A 13,162-nucleotide genomic window follows, 5' to 3' on the forward strand; every position below is an offset into this window, starting at 1 on the left:
CAACAGATCACGGAGTTCAGACACGGGGACACCTTCATCGGGGCTCGATGGTTCAGGGTGCGGGCGACCGCGTGCTGAGGAGCAGGCGGGCCCAGAGGGCGATCCATCGATCGCGTCGTTCGAGCCTAGCGGGGCCCCCGCGTGACGCGCGTCGAGGGTGGTGACGCCGGGACGTCATACGCGCCAGCAAGACCCTCCCCGGCCCCGCCGCCCGCGCCTCGAACCCCACCAACATCGTGAGTGTCTGGTCCACGAATGGTGGACCGAACACTCACGATCGCCGGATGGAAGGGGTTGGACGGGCATGGGGGGTCAGAGGAGGTGCATCTCCTGGGCCTGCTCCCCCAGCTGCTCGCGGAACGCCGGGTCGGCGATCGCGATGAGCGCCTCGGCCCGCTCGGCGTTGGTCTTGCCGCGCAGGTGCGCCACGCCGTGCTCGGTCACGACATGGCTCACGTCGTTGCGCGAGGTCGACACGTGGGCGCCGGGCTTCAGGGTCGGGACGATCCGCGACACGGTGCCGCCCTTGGCCGTGGACGGGGTGACGATGAAGGACTTGCCGCCGCGGGACCGGTTGGCCGCGCGCACGAAGTCGGACTGGCCGCCGGTGCCGGAGTAGGGCACGTAGCCCATCGACTCCGAGCAGCACTGACCGGCCAGGTCGACCTCGATGGTGGCGTTGATGGTGTGGAGCAGGTCGTTGGAGCCGGCGAGGTAGGGGTCGTTGGTGACGTCGACGGGGTGCATCTCGAGCCCCCGGTTGCGGTGCATCCAGCGATAGAGACGCTCCGAGCCGAGGGCGAAGGTCGCGACGCTCTTGCCCGGGAAGGCCGTCTTGAGCCGGTTGGTGACGACGCCCGCCTCGACCAGCGTGAGGATGCCGTCACCGATCATCTCCGTGTGGACGCCGAGGTCCTTGCGGTCGGTGAGCTGCATGACGACGGCGTCGGGGATGGCGCCGAACCCGATCTGGATGGTCGCCCCGTCGGGGATGAGCTCGGCGACGTGCGTGCCGATCGCCTGCTGGACCGGCCCGATCTCGGGCAGTCCCACGGCGGTCAGCGGGCGCTCGTCCTCGACGATCGCGGTGACCTGGTCGATGTGCACGTGGCAGTCGCCGAAGGCGTAGGGCACCTGCGGGTTGACCTCGAGCACCACGGCGCGCGCCCGCGACACCGCGGCCATGGTGTAGTCCGGCGCCAGGGCGAGCGAGAAGTAGCCGTTCTCGTCCATCTCGGAGGCCATGGCGAAGACGACGTCGGTCGGGAACAGGCCCTCGCGGATCAGCGCCGGCATCTCGGAGAAGTAGCTCGGGCGCGTCCTGATCCACCCCTCCTGAGCGCCCTTGCGCGTCGGCCCGCCCAAGAAGTACGCGTTGTGCCGCACGTGCCGGCGGGTCTCGGGGTCGAGGTAGCCGAAGGGCCGCAGCGGCAGGATCTGCTCGACCCGCACGTCGGTGAACTCGGTGCGCCGGTCCGAGAGGGCCTCGAGGAGGGTCGGCGGCTCCCCCACGCCGGTCGGGACGACGATCGTGTCGCCGTCCTCGACGATCGTGACGGCGTCGTGCGGGCTGGCGAGCTTGCGCCGGTAGGCGTCCTCGAAGGTCATACCTCATCCAATCGCCGGGGCGCCGGTGCCGCAATCGTGCGGCGCCGGCGCCCGGTGTGATCTGTCGGACAGCGGTCAGACGACGGCGTCGCCGGCACGCTTGGCGTGCCGCAGGCCGAGGAGGCCGAGCAGCAGCAGGAGCGCGCCGCCGACGTAGGCCACGACCGAGGCGATCTTGGCGATGAGGCCGATGGTGCCGAAGGCGTAGGCGGTGAGCAGCATGCTCCGCAGCGCGTTGCCCATGAACAGGCTCTGCCGCAGCTCGCCGAGCTTGGCGACCTCGGCCTTGTCGGCGGCGGGGTCCTTGGACAGCTTCATGAACTCGCCCGAGACCTCCTCGTAGGTCTTGCCGGCGGAAGACTTGTTCATGTGGACCAGGATGTAGTGGTCGGCGAAGGCCTTGGCCTGGTCGCCGGTGGTCATCTCCTGGCCGGCGTACTTCTCGAGGTAGGGCTTGATCTGGGGGTCCTCGAGGGCCTTGCCGGACGGCATCGTGATCTTCTGCGCGGCGAGCTGGTCGTGGACCTGGCCCTGCGCGAAGGTCGAGGCCCAGGTGAGCAGCCCGCCCGCGACGAGCAGGACGAGGGCCAGCAGCAGGCCGGTGGCGGACAGGAGGGTGTCGAGGGTCTTGCGACGCATGGTGCTTCCTAGCTGAGTGCTTCCACCGGTCGGATGGCCGGTTGATGACTCAACTCTGCTCTGTCCGATTTATCCTTCAATCACCGGGGTGCGTGTTCCAGGTCACACCGGGCCGTATGCCGCCCGCGCAGTCTCACCGTGGGCCACCGCTATCCGGCCCGACCGGCCTCACGGACCGCCCGCAGCCAGGTGAGGACCGCCTCGGCGCCGGGGTCCGGGTGCCCCTGGCCGCGCGCACCGACATAGCTGGCCCGGCCCTTGCGGGACACGCCCTCGACCGTGCTCCGCACCCCCTGCTCGGTCGCAGCCAGGACGGCCTCCCAGCCGTCGGGGGCGGCGTCGGCCGCAGGGCGCAGCGCGTCGACCATCGTCCCGTCGCCGGGCTCGGCACCGCCCAGCTCCTGGATCCCGTCGACCCCCGCAGCGAGGGCGCCGGGCCAGTCGGCACCGTCCTCGAGCGCCTGGGCGGCCGCCACGAGGCCCGCGGCATACAGCGGGCCGCTCGTCCCCCCGATGGCCCGCCGGCAGCGGGCCGACAGGACCCGCAGGAGGTATGCCGCGGAGCCGTCGGCAGGGTGCTCCTGCCAGGCTCGCGCCCCGCGCGCCAGCGCCTCCCCCAGGTCGCCGTCCCCCACGACCTGGTCCAGCTCGGTGAGCCGGGACTCGTCGTCGAGGACCGCCTGGCAGGCGGCGTCCACCGCGGCGCGCACCTGCGGGTCGGGCTCGCCGGGATCGGCCGCGTCGGCGACGGCCTCGGGGACCGGGACGTCGTCGTGCCTCTCGACCGGACCGTCGCCACCCGGCCAGGCCAGCGAGGCGGTGGGCGCGTCGAGCAGGTCCGCCTCGCCCTCCTCCAGCGGCAGGAGCGTGACGGAGGCCCCCGCCATCTCGAGGCTGGTCATGACGGAGCCCTGGTAGGTCCGCTCGACCCGCAGCCCGCGCTCCCCCAGCAGCCGGTGCGCCGCCCTGGTCAGGACGGACAGCTCGGCAGGAGGCGTGCCCCCGAGCCCGTTGACCAGCAGGGCGACTCGCGCCCCGTCGTCGAGCGGGCGGGCAGCCAGGACCCGGTCCACCAGCTCGGCCGCGAGCCCGTCGGCCGGGCGGTGCGGGACCTGCTCGACGCCGGACTCGCCGTGGATCCCCAGCCCCAGCTCGATCTGGTCCTCGTCGATCTCGAAGGTCGCCTCGCCCGACCCCGGCATGGTGCCGGGCCGCAGGGCGACCCCCATCGTGGCCAGCCGGCCGGTGACCGAGCGGGCGCGCTCGGTCACCTCGGCGAGGTCGGCCCCGGAGGCGGCGAGGGCGCCGGCGATCTTGTGCACCAGCACCGTGCCGGCGAGGCCGCGCGCCCCGGCGTGCGTGTCGGCGTCACCCAGGGCGATGTCGTCACCCACGACGACGGTCTCCACGGCATACCCCTCGTCCTCGGCCAGCTGCGCGGCGAGCCCGAAGTTGAGCCGGTCCCCGGTGTAGCTCTTGACGATCAGCAGCGCCCCGGCCGACCCGGTGACGGCGCGGATCCCGTCGAGGACCGCGTCAACGCTCGGCGAGGCGAAGACCCCACCGCTGACGGCGGCGGTCAGCATGCCCTCACCGACGAAGCCAGCGTGCGCAGGCTCGTGCCCCGCTCCACCGCCGGAGATCAGCGCCACCGGGACGGCCTCTCGGTCAGCCCCGCTGCTGCCCCGGGTGTCGCCGCCGCTGCCGTGGCCGACGTCGTGTCCGCTCACGACCCGGTCGGCCTGCACGGCGATGGTGCGCCCCTCGAGGAGCGCGAGTCCGGGCTGGGTCAGGACGAGGCCCTCGAGGCTCTCGCGGACGAAGGTGTCGGCGTCGTTGACGAACTTCTTCATGAGGACCACACCACCACACCGGGCGAGGGCGCGCCAGGCCAGCGCTGGGGGAGGTCAGCCACGAACCGGGCAACGCGAAGGGTCCCCCTCCCGAGTGGGAGGGGGACCTTTTCGACGTACCCCCGACCGGATTCGAACCGGCGCTACCGCCGTGAGAGGGCGGCGTGCTAGGCCACTACACAACGGGGGCAATCAGCTGCTCCGAGCCCTTGCGGGGCGGTGAGCAACGAGGAGAAACTCTAGCCGAAACTTCGGGTTTCTCCCAATCGGGCCGGGTCTACGAAGGCCGACCGGCGATTGGCTGGGGTACCAGGACTCGAACCTAGACTAACTGAACCAGAATCAGTCGTGCTGCCAATTACACCATACCCCAAAGGGAATTCACCCCTTCATCAGGACCCCTGCGGGGGCCGGTGACGCGCGGGCGAACCAAGAGAGAACTCTACCGGAGGGCCACGCCGCTGCCCAAATCGGCCGTATGCCGACTCATGCTCGCCAGGACACGTCGTCCAGTGACGTCACGACGGGCACGCCGACGTCACCATCATCACGGCCGGCCCACTCCCCGCGTCGGTCGAGCCACACGCCGTGCAGCCCCGCCGCGACCGCCGCCTGCGCGTCGACGGCGAGGTCGTCCCCGACATACATCGTCTGCTCCGGCGACGAGCCGAGCAGCTCGCAGGCCCGCCAGAACGCGCGGGCGTCGGGCTTGCCGTAGCCGAGGGTGTCCGTCGTCGCGATGGCGGTGAAGGCGTCGCTCAGCCCGACGACGTCGAGCTTGAGGGTGGTGAACTCGGTCGAGGAGTTGGTCAGCGCGCCGACCAGCAGCCCGTCGGCACGCGCCCGCTCCAGCAGGCGCGCCACGTCGTCGAACGCCCGGGTCCCGGTGCGGAAGGCGTCCGGCCACCCCTGCTCGAACCCCGCGAAGGACCCTGCCTCCCAGGCAAGTCCACCGTGCGTCGCCACCTCCTGGAGCCGCGACTCCCGCATCGCGGCAAAGGTCAGCTCGCCGCGCGTGTAGCCGCCGAAGAAGCCGCCCGGGTCGGCGTGGTAGCGGACGCCGAGCTCGTCGGCCCGCTCCCCCGCCTCGGGCCACACCTGCGTGATGCAGCGGGCGGCGGCCCGGCGCATGGCCGAGCGGGTGTCGAGCAGGGTGTCGTCGATGTCGAGCAGCAGCGCGGTGATCCGCGTCGGCGCGCCCGCGGTCACAGCGTGGCGCGCAGCCGGCGCAGGCGCGTCAGCGTCGACTCACGACCGAGGATCTCCATCGACTCGAACAACGGCGGCGAGACCCGCCGGCCGGTCACCGCGACCCGGGCGGGCGCGAACGCGAACTTGGGCTTGATGCCGAGCCCGTCCACGATCGCGGCACGCAGGGCCGTCTGGATCGGCTCGGCGGTGAAGTCCTCCAGACCCTCCAGCGCGGCGATCGAGGCGTCGAGCACCTGCGGGGCGTCGTCCTTGAGGGCTGCCACCGAGTCGGGGTCGAAGGTCAGATCCTCGTCGCTGACGAAGAGGAAGCCGAGCATGGGGCCGGCCTCCTTGAGCAGCTGCATGCGCTCCTGCACCAGCGGGGTGGCCTGGGTGACCAGGTCCATCTGCGCAGGCGTCGGCTCGCCCGGCAGCTCGCCCGTCCGCACGAGGTGCGCGACGATCCGGCCGGCGAGGTCCTCCGGGGACAGCGCGCGGATGTAGTGGCCGTTGAGCCAGTTGAGCTTGTCCATGTCGAAGATCGGGCCGACCGTGTTGACCTTGGTCCAGTCGAAGCGCTCCACGAACTCGTCGAACGAGCTGACCTCCTGGCCGTCCGCCACCGGCGGGTAGCCCACGAGCTGCAGGAAGTTCAGCAGCGCCTCGGGCAGGTAGCCCTCCTCGCGGAACCAGGTCAGGCGGGCCGCGGGGTTCTTGCGCTTGGAGATCTTGGACTTGTCGGGGTTGCGCAGCAGCGGCATGTGCGCGAACTGCGGCACCTCCCACCCGAGCCAGCGATGGAGCAGGACGTGCTTGGGGGTCGAGGAGATCCACTCCTCGCCGCGCACGACCGTGGTGATGCCCATGAGGTGGTCGTCGACCACGACGGCCAGGTGATAGGTCGGGAAGCCGTCGGCCTTGAGGATGACCTGGTCGTCCGGAGTGGGCGCGTTGACCCAGCCGCGGATGACGTCCTCGAAGCGGGTCTCGACGTCCTCGGGGATCAGCATGCGCACGACGGGCCGGTCGGTGAATCCCGGCAGCGCCGCGCGCTCCTCGCGGGTCTTGCCGTGGCACAGCCGGTCGTAGCCCGTGGGCAGCTTGGCCTTCTGCTGCAGCTCGCGCATCTCGGCCAGGCGCTCGGTCGAGCACCAGCAGTAGTACGCGTGGCCGTCCGCGACGAGCTGCTCGACATACGGCCTGTAGGTGTCCAGCCGCTCGCTCTGCCGGTAGGGCGCGTAGGGGCCGCCGACATCGGGGCCCTCGTCGTAGGTCAGCCCCAGCCAGGTCAGCGTGTCGAAGATCTGCTGCTCGCTGCCCTCGACGTAGCGGGCCTGGTCGGTGTCCTCGATGCGCAGGACGAACCGGCCGCCGGTCTTGCGGGCCCAGGCCAGGTCGAACAGCGCCATGTAGGCGGTCCCGACGTGCGGGTCGCCGGTGGGCGACGGGGCGACACGGGTGCGAGCGGGGGTGAGAGCAGCGTCAGTCATGGTGGGGTCAGCCTATCGGGAGCCGCCGGGTGCGCGATGATGGGCGGCGATGACCCCCTCGCCCTCCCGCCCCGTCCCTCAGCCGCGCCTGCGACCCCATGACGTCGCGCTCGTGGCCGTCGGCGGAGCGGTGGGGACGGCGTTGCGGGCGGGGCTGGTGCTGGCCGCCCCACCGCAGGGGGTGGACGACGTGGACGTGGCGGTGCTCGCGATCAACGTGGCCGGGGCGTTCGCCCTGGGCCTCCTCCTCGGGCGGCTGGCCCTGCGCGGTCCGGACCGTGGCCGGCAGCGGGCCGGTCGCCTGCTCGTCGGGACCGGCGTGCTCGGGGGCTTCACGACCTACTCGACGCTCGCCCTGGACACCGCCCACCTGCTGCAGGAGGGACGAGCCGGTATGGCGCTCGCCTACGCCCTCGGCACGGTGCTGCTGGGCGCGGGTGCGGCTCTCGCGGGGATCCGTTGCGGGGCAAGGGCGCACGGGCGGCGAGGGGCATGACGGCGCTGGTCCTCGTTGCGGTGGCGATCGCGGGCGGTGTCGGCGCCGCGCTGCGGTTCGTGGTCGACGGGGTGGTCCGCGAGCGGGTGGGTGCGGCATACCCGCTCGGCACCCTGCTGATCAACGTCACGGGCTCGCTGCTGCTCGGCCTGGTCAGCGGGCTCGTCGCTCGGCACGCGCTGGGCGCCGGGTGGGGGCTGGTGCTGGGGACGGGCCTGTGCGGCGGCTACACGACCTTCTCGACGGCGAGCGTGGAGACGGTGCGGCTGGTGTCCGACGGACGGCTCGGCGCGGGGGCCGGCCACGCGTTCGGGATGCTGGTGGGCTCGGTCCTCGCGGCGTTCGCCGGCCTCTGGCTCGCCACCCTCTGACCACCCCACCCCATCCCACACCGCAACGTCCCCTCGCGCTCGCGCGCCCTCGGTATCCGCGCCATTGGTCACCAATGGCGTTGTGGATCGTTCAAAAGGGCCGCCCTCACGTCATTGGTGACCGATGATGTGAGGGCGGGGCGAGGCCGGCGGGGCGGGGCCTGCAGGGCGGGGCGGGGCCGGGTGCTGCGGAGTGGCGCGTCGGGGTCAGCGGGCGCGGACGAAGGGGTTGGACAGGGTGCCGATGCCCTCCACCTCGACCTCGACGCGCTGGCCCTCCTGCACCTGACCGACACCGGCGGGCGTGCCGGTGAGGATCACGTCGCCCGGCAGGAGCGTGAACGACTGGGAGACATAGGAGATCAGCGTGGCGACGTCGAAGATCAGGTCCTTGGTGGAGCCGTCCTGCACCGTCTCGCCGTCCAGGCGGGTCTGCACGCGCAGGTTGCTCGGGTCGAGGTCCGTCTCGATCCACGGGCCGAGCGGCTTGGAGCCGTCGAACCCCTTGGCGCGCGACCACTGCCCGTCGGACCTCTGGAGGTCGCGGGCGGTGACGTCGTTGGCGCAGGTGTAGCCGAACACGGTCGCCAGGGCGAGCTCCGGCTCGACGGCGCGGACCATCTTGCCGATGACCACCGCGAGCTCGCCCTCGTAGTGGATGTTGCTGCTGGTGGCGAGCATCGGCACGGGGTCGCCGGGGCCGGACACCGCGGTGTTGGGCACCATGAACATCAGTGGCTCCGTGGGGAGCTCGTTGCCCATCTCCTTGGCGTGGTCGGCGTAGTTGCGGCCGATCCCGATCACCTTGCTGCGGGGGATGACGGGCGCGAGCAGGCGCACGTCGTCCAGCGGGTAGCGCTGGCCCGTGAAGGCGATCTGCTGGTAGATGGGGTCGCCGCCGATCTGGGCGACGACCAGGTCGTCACCCTCCTGCTCGACGACGCCGTAGGCCGGGTCTTCTCCAAGGGTGAATCTCGCGATACGCACCCGCCAAACCTACCCCCGGCGAAGGCATCGACCGGCCTTCGTCCCCCAGGCTGATACACCTACCGCCGGTAGGTACGCAGGAGGCGGCGCCACCAGACGCCGGCCCGACGCTCCGCCTCGGCCTGCTCCCGCGCCCGCCGCTCGGCCTCGGACCGCAGCCGTGCCTGGGCCTCCACGTGACGGCGGTGCTCCCGCCATACGGCCACGACCTCCTCGACGTCCAGGACCTTGGCGATGGGCGGCATCTGGTTGCCGATCGCCGGTCGCAGCCGGTCGAGCTTGACCCGCCGGTTGTAGTCCTCGACGATCGCCCGCACCGACTCCTCCCGCGCGACGTCGCGCACGGTCTCGTCCATCTCGTGAGCCTCCTTGCGCAGCACCATGGTCGGGTTCATGGCACCCGTCATGTCGAGCTGCTCGCGCTCGATCAGACCATTGATCCACCAGTCCTCGCGATAGGGGCGGTCGAGGCTGGGCAGGGGCTTGCCCGCGCCGGGGAGGTTGTCGAACTCCCCACGCTCCTGGGCCTCCCGGATGCGCTTCTCCGCGATGGGCTCGACGTATTGCGGGTCCATCCCCGCATTGTCCCACCGACGCGTCCGGCGCCTAGGATCTGCGGGTGATCGTGCTGACCCGGGCCCAGTGGGAGCCGCTCGCGGCCGCCCACCGGGAGCGTGCCGACGCGGCCACCGCGGCGCACCTCGCCCGCCGCGCCCGGGGCGAGAAGCACCCCGTCGAGGACTTCCTGTTCGAGTACTACGGTTTCCGGCCGGGCCATCTCGCGCGCTGGCACCCGGGTCCCGGTGTGGCGCTAGTGGACTCGCCCGAGCACGCCGGCTGGTCGGGATACCTCACCACCGAGGGACTCACCCGGCTCGACGTGCGCTCGTATGTCGAGAAGCGCGGCGCCACCGTGAGATTCGTCCGCGACCTGCTGGCGCGGACGCACGGGCGCGAGGCGAGGTTCGGCTGCTTCGGCCTGCACGAGTGGGCCATGGTCTATCGCCTGCCGGAGGACGAGGTGCGGCACCGGTCGCTGCCCCTCCGGCTCGGGCGCGACGGCACCGACGCGGTCGTCGAGAGCCACGAGATCCGGTGCTCGCACTTCGACGCCTACCGCTTCTTCACCCCGGAGGCGGTGGGGCGCAACGAGATCCGTCCCACGCGCGAGACGATCCAGGACCACGAGCAGCCCGGCTGCCTGCACGGCGGGGCGATGGACCTCTATCGCTGGGCGTTCAAGCTCGCGCCCGGCATCCCGGGCGACCTGGTGCTGGACTGCTTCGAGATCGCCCGCGAGGCGAGGCTGCTCGACATGATGAGCTCGCCCTACGACACCGAGCCCCTGGGGCTCCCCAACATCGCGATCGAGACCGCCGAGGGCAAGGCCGAGCACGTGCGTCGGCAGCGCGCCGTCAGCGAGGCCGCAGCGCCCGTCCGCGAGCGGCTCATGGCCGCGTGCGACGCCCTCTTGCCCAGCGGTGATCGGGTGATCGGGTGAGCGAGGCGGTCAAGGGATCAGGACGACCTGCTCGGGCCGCAGGGCGCTGAGCGGCTGGTCGAGCGTGGCCAGCAGGCCGCCGTGCCGGGCAGCCAGCCCGGCGAGATAGACGACGGTCACCTGTCGATGGCCCCGCACCCCAGCCAGATCCACCTCTGCGTAGGAGAGGTCGTCCGGCCACCATGCGCAGGAGGGATGGGCCTGGACGCCGCCCAGGATGGACCTCGCCGTGCCGGCGGTCTCCCCAAGCCGCAGGAGGAAGCGGACCAGTGACCCCTGGACCACCGGGCAGAGCGCGAACGCCTCCACGTCCGAGATCCAGCGAGCCGCTCGGTCGTGGTGCTCGTGCTCGGCGAGGACGAGGGCGATGAGGACGTTCGCGTCCAACAGGTAGGTGCTCACGCCTCGTCCAGCGCCTCGTCCACCTCACGAGACGTGACGGGACGACCGACCGAGAGCACCGGCAGTCCCGTCCGCTCGTCGGTCGCGATGGCGACCGGGCGGTCGAGCTGGGCCAGCCCTCGTGTGGCGAGGTCGGCGATGACGCTCGACAGGGACGCGCCGCGCTGAGCCGCCAGCTCGCGGGCCTGGCGGTGGACCGCAGGAGGCAGGTCGACGGTGGTACGCATAACTGCATCATAGAGCGCATCACCCCTGATGCACACCGTCAGCGGACGGGGATCCCCGCGCTGTGCAGGCCATAGGTCAGCCCGTCCAGCAGGGCCATCCAGGACGCCTCGACGATGTTGGCGGCCACGCCCACGGTCGTCCACGACTGGTTGTCGTCAGCCATCTCGATGAGCACGCGCGTCACGGCGTCGGACCCGTGCGCCGAGTCGAGGATGCGGACCTTGTAGTCCACGAGCTCCACGCCGTCGATCTCGGGATAGACACCCGCGAGGGCGGTGCGCAGGCCCTCGTCGAGGGCGTTGACCGGGCCGTTGCCCTCGCCGGTGGCGACGAGGCGGCGCCCGCCGGCACGCAGCTTGACCGTGGCCTCCGACACGGCTCCCCCGTCTCCGCGGGCCTCGGCGATGACCCGCCAGGACTCCACGTCGCAGTAGGAGATCGGCTCGCCGGTGACCTCGCGGCGCAGCAGCAGCTCGAAGGACGCGTCGGCGGCGTCGAAGGTCCAGCCGCGCAGCTCGAGGTCCTTGACCAGGGCCACGATCCGCGACTGCACCTCCCCCTGCCCGGACAGGTCCAGGCCGAGCTCGCGGGCGCGCAGCTCGATGGAGGCGCGACCGGCCATGTCGGACACCAGGGTCCGCATCCGGTTGCCCACCGAGGAGGGGTCGGCGTGCTGGTAGAGGTCGGGGTCGACCTTGAGGGCCGAGGCGTGCAGCCCGGCCTTGTGCGCGAACGCCGAGGACCCGACGTAGGGCTGGCGGCCGTAGGGCGTGATGTTGGTGATCTCGCTGATGGAGTGGGAGATCCGCGAGGCCGCGGCCAGCTGGGCGTCGGCCACCACGGGCCGGTCGAGCTTGAGCTGCAGGTTGCTGATGATCGTCAGCAGGTCGGCGTTGCCGGTGCGCTCGCCGTACCCGTTGACGGTGCCCTGCACCTGCACCACGCCCGCGTCGACCGCGGCGAGGGAGTTGGCCACGGCGCACCCGGTGTCGTTGTGGCAGTGGATGCCGAGCGGGGCGCCGGTGGACCGCGTGACGTCGTCGACGACGTCCGCGATGCGCGCGGGGAGCATGCCGCCGTTGGTGTCGCACAGGGCGACCACCTCGGCCCCCGACTCGACCGCCGCCCGGACGGCCTCGAGCGCGTAGTCACGGTCGAGCTCGTAGCCGTCGAAGAAGTGCTCGGCGTCCAGGAACACCCGCCGCCCCTCCCCCACCAGGAAGGTCACCGTGTCGCGGATCATCGCGAGGTTCTCCGGCAGCGTGGTGCGCAGCGCCTGCTCGACGTGCCGGGTGTGCGCCTTGGCGACCAGGGTGATGGCCGGCGCCCCGGAGTCCAGCAGCGCCCGGACCTGGGGGTCGCTGTGGGCCTGCCCACCCGCCTTGCGCGTCGCGCCGAAGGCCGTGAGCACGGCGTTGGACAACCGCAGGTCCCACGCCCCGGCGAAGAACTCGGTGTCGCGGGGGTTGGCGCCGGGCCAGCCGCCCTCGATGAACCCCACCCCCAGCTCGTCCAGGTGACGCGCGATCGCGATCTTGTCCTGGACGGTCAGGTGCAGACCCTCCTGCTGCGCGCCGTCGCGCAGGGTGGTGTCGTAGACCTGCAGTGCGGGCCGGTCTCCCATGGCTCGTCCTCTCGGGCGGGGGCGGTCGTCCGCCCCATGATGACGGCGTATGCCGCTGCGCCGTCTCGTCGTCTCACCGGGTCGCGGCCACGAGGGCCTCGAACAGCGACGGGTCGGTGCCGGCCTCCGGGTGCCACTGCACGGCGAGGCAGAAGTCGGCGTCCGGGTCCTCCATCGCCTCGAGCGTGCCGTCCGCGGTCCAGGCGCTCGCGTCGTAGCCGGGATGGGTCAGCACGGCCTGGTGGTGATAGGTCGGCACGTCCACCTGCTCCCCCACGATCGCCGCCACCCGTGACCCGGACCGCACCGACACCGCGTGGGTCCCGAACACCCCTGGTGCCGGGGAGTGCTCGTCGTGGCCGACCCGGTCGGGCAGGTGCTGCTCCAGCGTCCCGCCGGCCTCGACGGCCATGACCTGCATGCCCCGGCAGATGCCGAGCAGCGGCATCCCCCGACGCCGTGCCTCGGCCACGAGGAGCAGCTCGGTCTCGTCCCGGTCCGGCCTGGCCTGCTGCACCGAGGGGTGCGGCGCGGCGCCATACCGGCTGGACTCGACGTCGACCCCGCCGCTGATGATCAGGGCGTCCACGCGGTCGAGCCAGCCCGAGACCACGGCGGGCGTCACGTCGAGCCGCGGCACGAGCAGGACGGGCAGGGCGCCCGCCCGCTCGACGGCCAGGGTGTAGTCGCGCGGCAGCACCGCCGAGGGCTGGTCGACCCACGGCGTCCGCGACACCTCCTCGACGTAGGTCGTGAGGGCCACGACCGGGGG

General features: G+C 71.9%; 14 protein-coding genes and 2 tRNA genes. 3 read left to right on the plus strand and 13 right to left on the minus strand.

Translation table 11 applies throughout. The annotated features are described in order from the left end of the window. Positions 1-312: 312 nt before the first annotated feature. The 7 genes from B4E97_RS09400 to gltX form a co-directional block, all read right to left on the minus strand. Positions 313-1,608, minus strand: a complete 1,296-nt coding sequence (locus B4E97_RS09400) for an acetyl-CoA hydrolase/transferase family protein (RefSeq protein ID WP_286959644.1) — start codon at positions 1,606-1,608, stop codon at positions 313-315. A 75-nt stretch (positions 1,609-1,683) separates the two neighbouring features. Then, positions 1,684-2,247 carry a hypothetical protein gene (locus tag B4E97_RS09405; RefSeq protein ID WP_019287804.1) on the minus strand — a complete coding sequence of 188 codons (564 nt, stop codon included), beginning with the start codon at positions 2,245-2,247 and terminating at the stop codon, positions 1,684-1,686. A gap of 149 nt (positions 2,248-2,396) precedes the next feature. Further along, entirely contained in the window at positions 2,397-4,100 is a 1,704-nt protein-coding gene (locus B4E97_RS09410; protein ID WP_286959645.1) for a dihydroxyacetone kinase family protein, read from the minus strand. A 117-nt stretch (positions 4,101-4,217) separates the two neighbouring features. Further along, a tRNA-Glu gene (locus B4E97_RS09415) sits at positions 4,218-4,290 on the minus strand. A 108-nt stretch (positions 4,291-4,398) separates the two neighbouring features. After that, positions 4,399-4,473 (minus strand) — tRNA-Gln (locus B4E97_RS09420). A 113-nt stretch (positions 4,474-4,586) separates the two neighbouring features. Then, complete coding sequence (locus tag B4E97_RS09425) at positions 4,587-5,309, minus strand: HAD family hydrolase (RefSeq protein ID WP_029212633.1); 723 nt, start codon at positions 5,307-5,309, stop codon at positions 4,587-4,589. Further along, positions 5,306-6,781, minus strand: a complete 1,476-nt coding sequence (gene gltX, locus B4E97_RS09430) for a glutamate--tRNA ligase (RefSeq protein WP_029212632.1) — start codon at positions 6,779-6,781, stop codon at positions 5,306-5,308. The genes B4E97_RS09425 and gltX overlap by 4 nt, the downstream gene beginning before the upstream one ends. Positions 6,782-6,830: 49 nt before the next feature. Here gltX and B4E97_RS09435 point away from each other — a divergent pair, with 49 nt between their 5' ends. Together B4E97_RS09435 and crcB are read left to right on the plus strand one after the other, a co-directional pair. Beyond that, positions 6,831-7,277, plus strand: coding sequence for a fluoride efflux transporter FluC (locus B4E97_RS09435; protein WP_286959647.1), 447 nt, complete (start codon positions 6,831-6,833; stop codon positions 7,275-7,277). Next, on the plus strand, positions 7,274-7,648 hold the full coding sequence (gene crcB / locus B4E97_RS09440) for a fluoride efflux transporter CrcB (RefSeq protein WP_286959648.1): 375 nt from the start codon (positions 7,274-7,276) through the stop codon (positions 7,646-7,648). The genes B4E97_RS09435 and crcB overlap by 4 nt, the downstream gene beginning before the upstream one ends. Positions 7,649-7,855: 207 nt before the next feature. Here the strand turns inward: crcB and B4E97_RS09445 are convergent, their stop codons facing one another. Continuing rightward, complete coding sequence (locus tag B4E97_RS09445; RefSeq protein ID WP_019287810.1) at positions 7,856-8,635, minus strand: fumarylacetoacetate hydrolase family protein; 780 nt, start codon at positions 8,633-8,635, stop codon at positions 7,856-7,858. 59 nt (positions 8,636-8,694) lie between these two features. Then, positions 8,695-9,210: a DUF1992 domain-containing protein gene (locus B4E97_RS09450; protein WP_286959649.1), complete on the minus strand. Its 516-nt coding sequence runs from the start codon at positions 9,208-9,210 to the stop codon at positions 8,695-8,697. 44 nt (positions 9,211-9,254) lie between these two features. On the opposite strand from B4E97_RS09450, the gene B4E97_RS09455 reads away from it, so the two are divergent. Next, positions 9,255-10,136: a 3-methyladenine DNA glycosylase gene (locus tag B4E97_RS09455; RefSeq protein WP_349681174.1), complete on the plus strand. Its 882-nt coding sequence runs from the start codon at positions 9,255-9,257 to the stop codon at positions 10,134-10,136. Between the two features lie 9 nt (positions 10,137-10,145). Here the strand turns inward: B4E97_RS09455 and B4E97_RS09460 are convergent, their stop codons facing one another. From B4E97_RS09460 to B4E97_RS09475, 4 genes are all read right to left on the minus strand, one after another. After that, on the minus strand, positions 10,146-10,538 hold the full coding sequence (locus B4E97_RS09460; RefSeq protein WP_286959650.1) for a PIN domain-containing protein: 393 nt from the start codon (positions 10,536-10,538) through the stop codon (positions 10,146-10,148). Further along, positions 10,535-10,765 (minus strand): hypothetical protein, encoded by a 231-nt coding sequence (locus tag B4E97_RS09465; RefSeq protein ID WP_286959651.1) that lies wholly within the window; start codon positions 10,763-10,765, stop codon positions 10,535-10,537. The genes B4E97_RS09460 and B4E97_RS09465 overlap by 4 nt, the downstream gene beginning before the upstream one ends. A 38-nt stretch (positions 10,766-10,803) precedes the next feature. Further along, positions 10,804-12,390 carry a citramalate synthase gene (gene cimA, locus B4E97_RS09470; protein ID WP_286959652.1) on the minus strand — a complete coding sequence of 529 codons (1,587 nt, stop codon included), beginning with the start codon at positions 12,388-12,390 and terminating at the stop codon, positions 10,804-10,806. Positions 12,391-12,463: 73 nt separating this feature from the next. Beyond that, positions 12,464-13,153: a gamma-glutamyl-gamma-aminobutyrate hydrolase family protein gene (locus B4E97_RS09475; RefSeq protein ID WP_286959653.1), complete on the minus strand. Its 690-nt coding sequence runs from the start codon at positions 13,151-13,153 to the stop codon at positions 12,464-12,466. Between the last annotated feature and the right edge of the window lie 9 nt (positions 13,154-13,162).

It is taken from the genome of Arsenicicoccus sp. UBA7492 (assembly GCF_002479615.1).
Taxonomy (GTDB): domain Bacteria; phylum Actinomycetota; class Actinomycetes; order Actinomycetales; family Dermatophilaceae; genus Arsenicicoccus; species Arsenicicoccus bolidensis.

What these genes read in the sequence shown, in the direction of transcription:
- B4E97_RS09465 (WP_286959651.1), bottom strand. Translation starts at nt 10,765, where the DNA reads ATGCGTACCACCGTCGACCTGCCTCCTGCGGTCCACCGCCAGGCCCGC.
- B4E97_RS09405 (WP_019287804.1), bottom strand. Translation starts at nt 2,247, where the DNA reads ATGCGTCGCAAGACCCTCGACACCCTCCTGTCCGCCACCGGCCTGCTG.
- gltX (WP_029212632.1), bottom strand. Translation starts at nt 6,781, where the DNA reads ATGACTGACGCTGCTCTCACCCCCGCTCGCACCCGTGTCGCCCCGTCG.
- B4E97_RS09435 (WP_286959647.1), top strand. Translation starts at nt 6,831, where the DNA reads ATGACCCCCTCGCCCTCCCGCCCCGTCCCTCAGCCGCGCCTGCGACCC.
- B4E97_RS09400 (WP_286959644.1), bottom strand. Translation starts at nt 1,608, where the DNA reads ATGACCTTCGAGGACGCCTACCGGCGCAAGCTCGCCAGCCCGCACGAC.
- B4E97_RS09450 (WP_286959649.1), bottom strand. Translation starts at nt 9,210, where the DNA reads ATGGACCCGCAATACGTCGAGCCCATCGCGGAGAAGCGCATCCGGGAG.
- B4E97_RS09410 (WP_286959645.1), bottom strand. Translation starts at nt 4,100, where the DNA reads ATGAAGAAGTTCGTCAACGACGCCGACACCTTCGTCCGCGAGAGCCTC.
- crcB (WP_286959648.1), top strand. Translation starts at nt 7,274, where the DNA reads ATGACGGCGCTGGTCCTCGTTGCGGTGGCGATCGCGGGCGGTGTCGGC.
- cimA (WP_286959652.1), bottom strand. Translation starts at nt 12,390, where the DNA reads ATGGGAGACCGGCCCGCACTGCAGGTCTACGACACCACCCTGCGCGAC.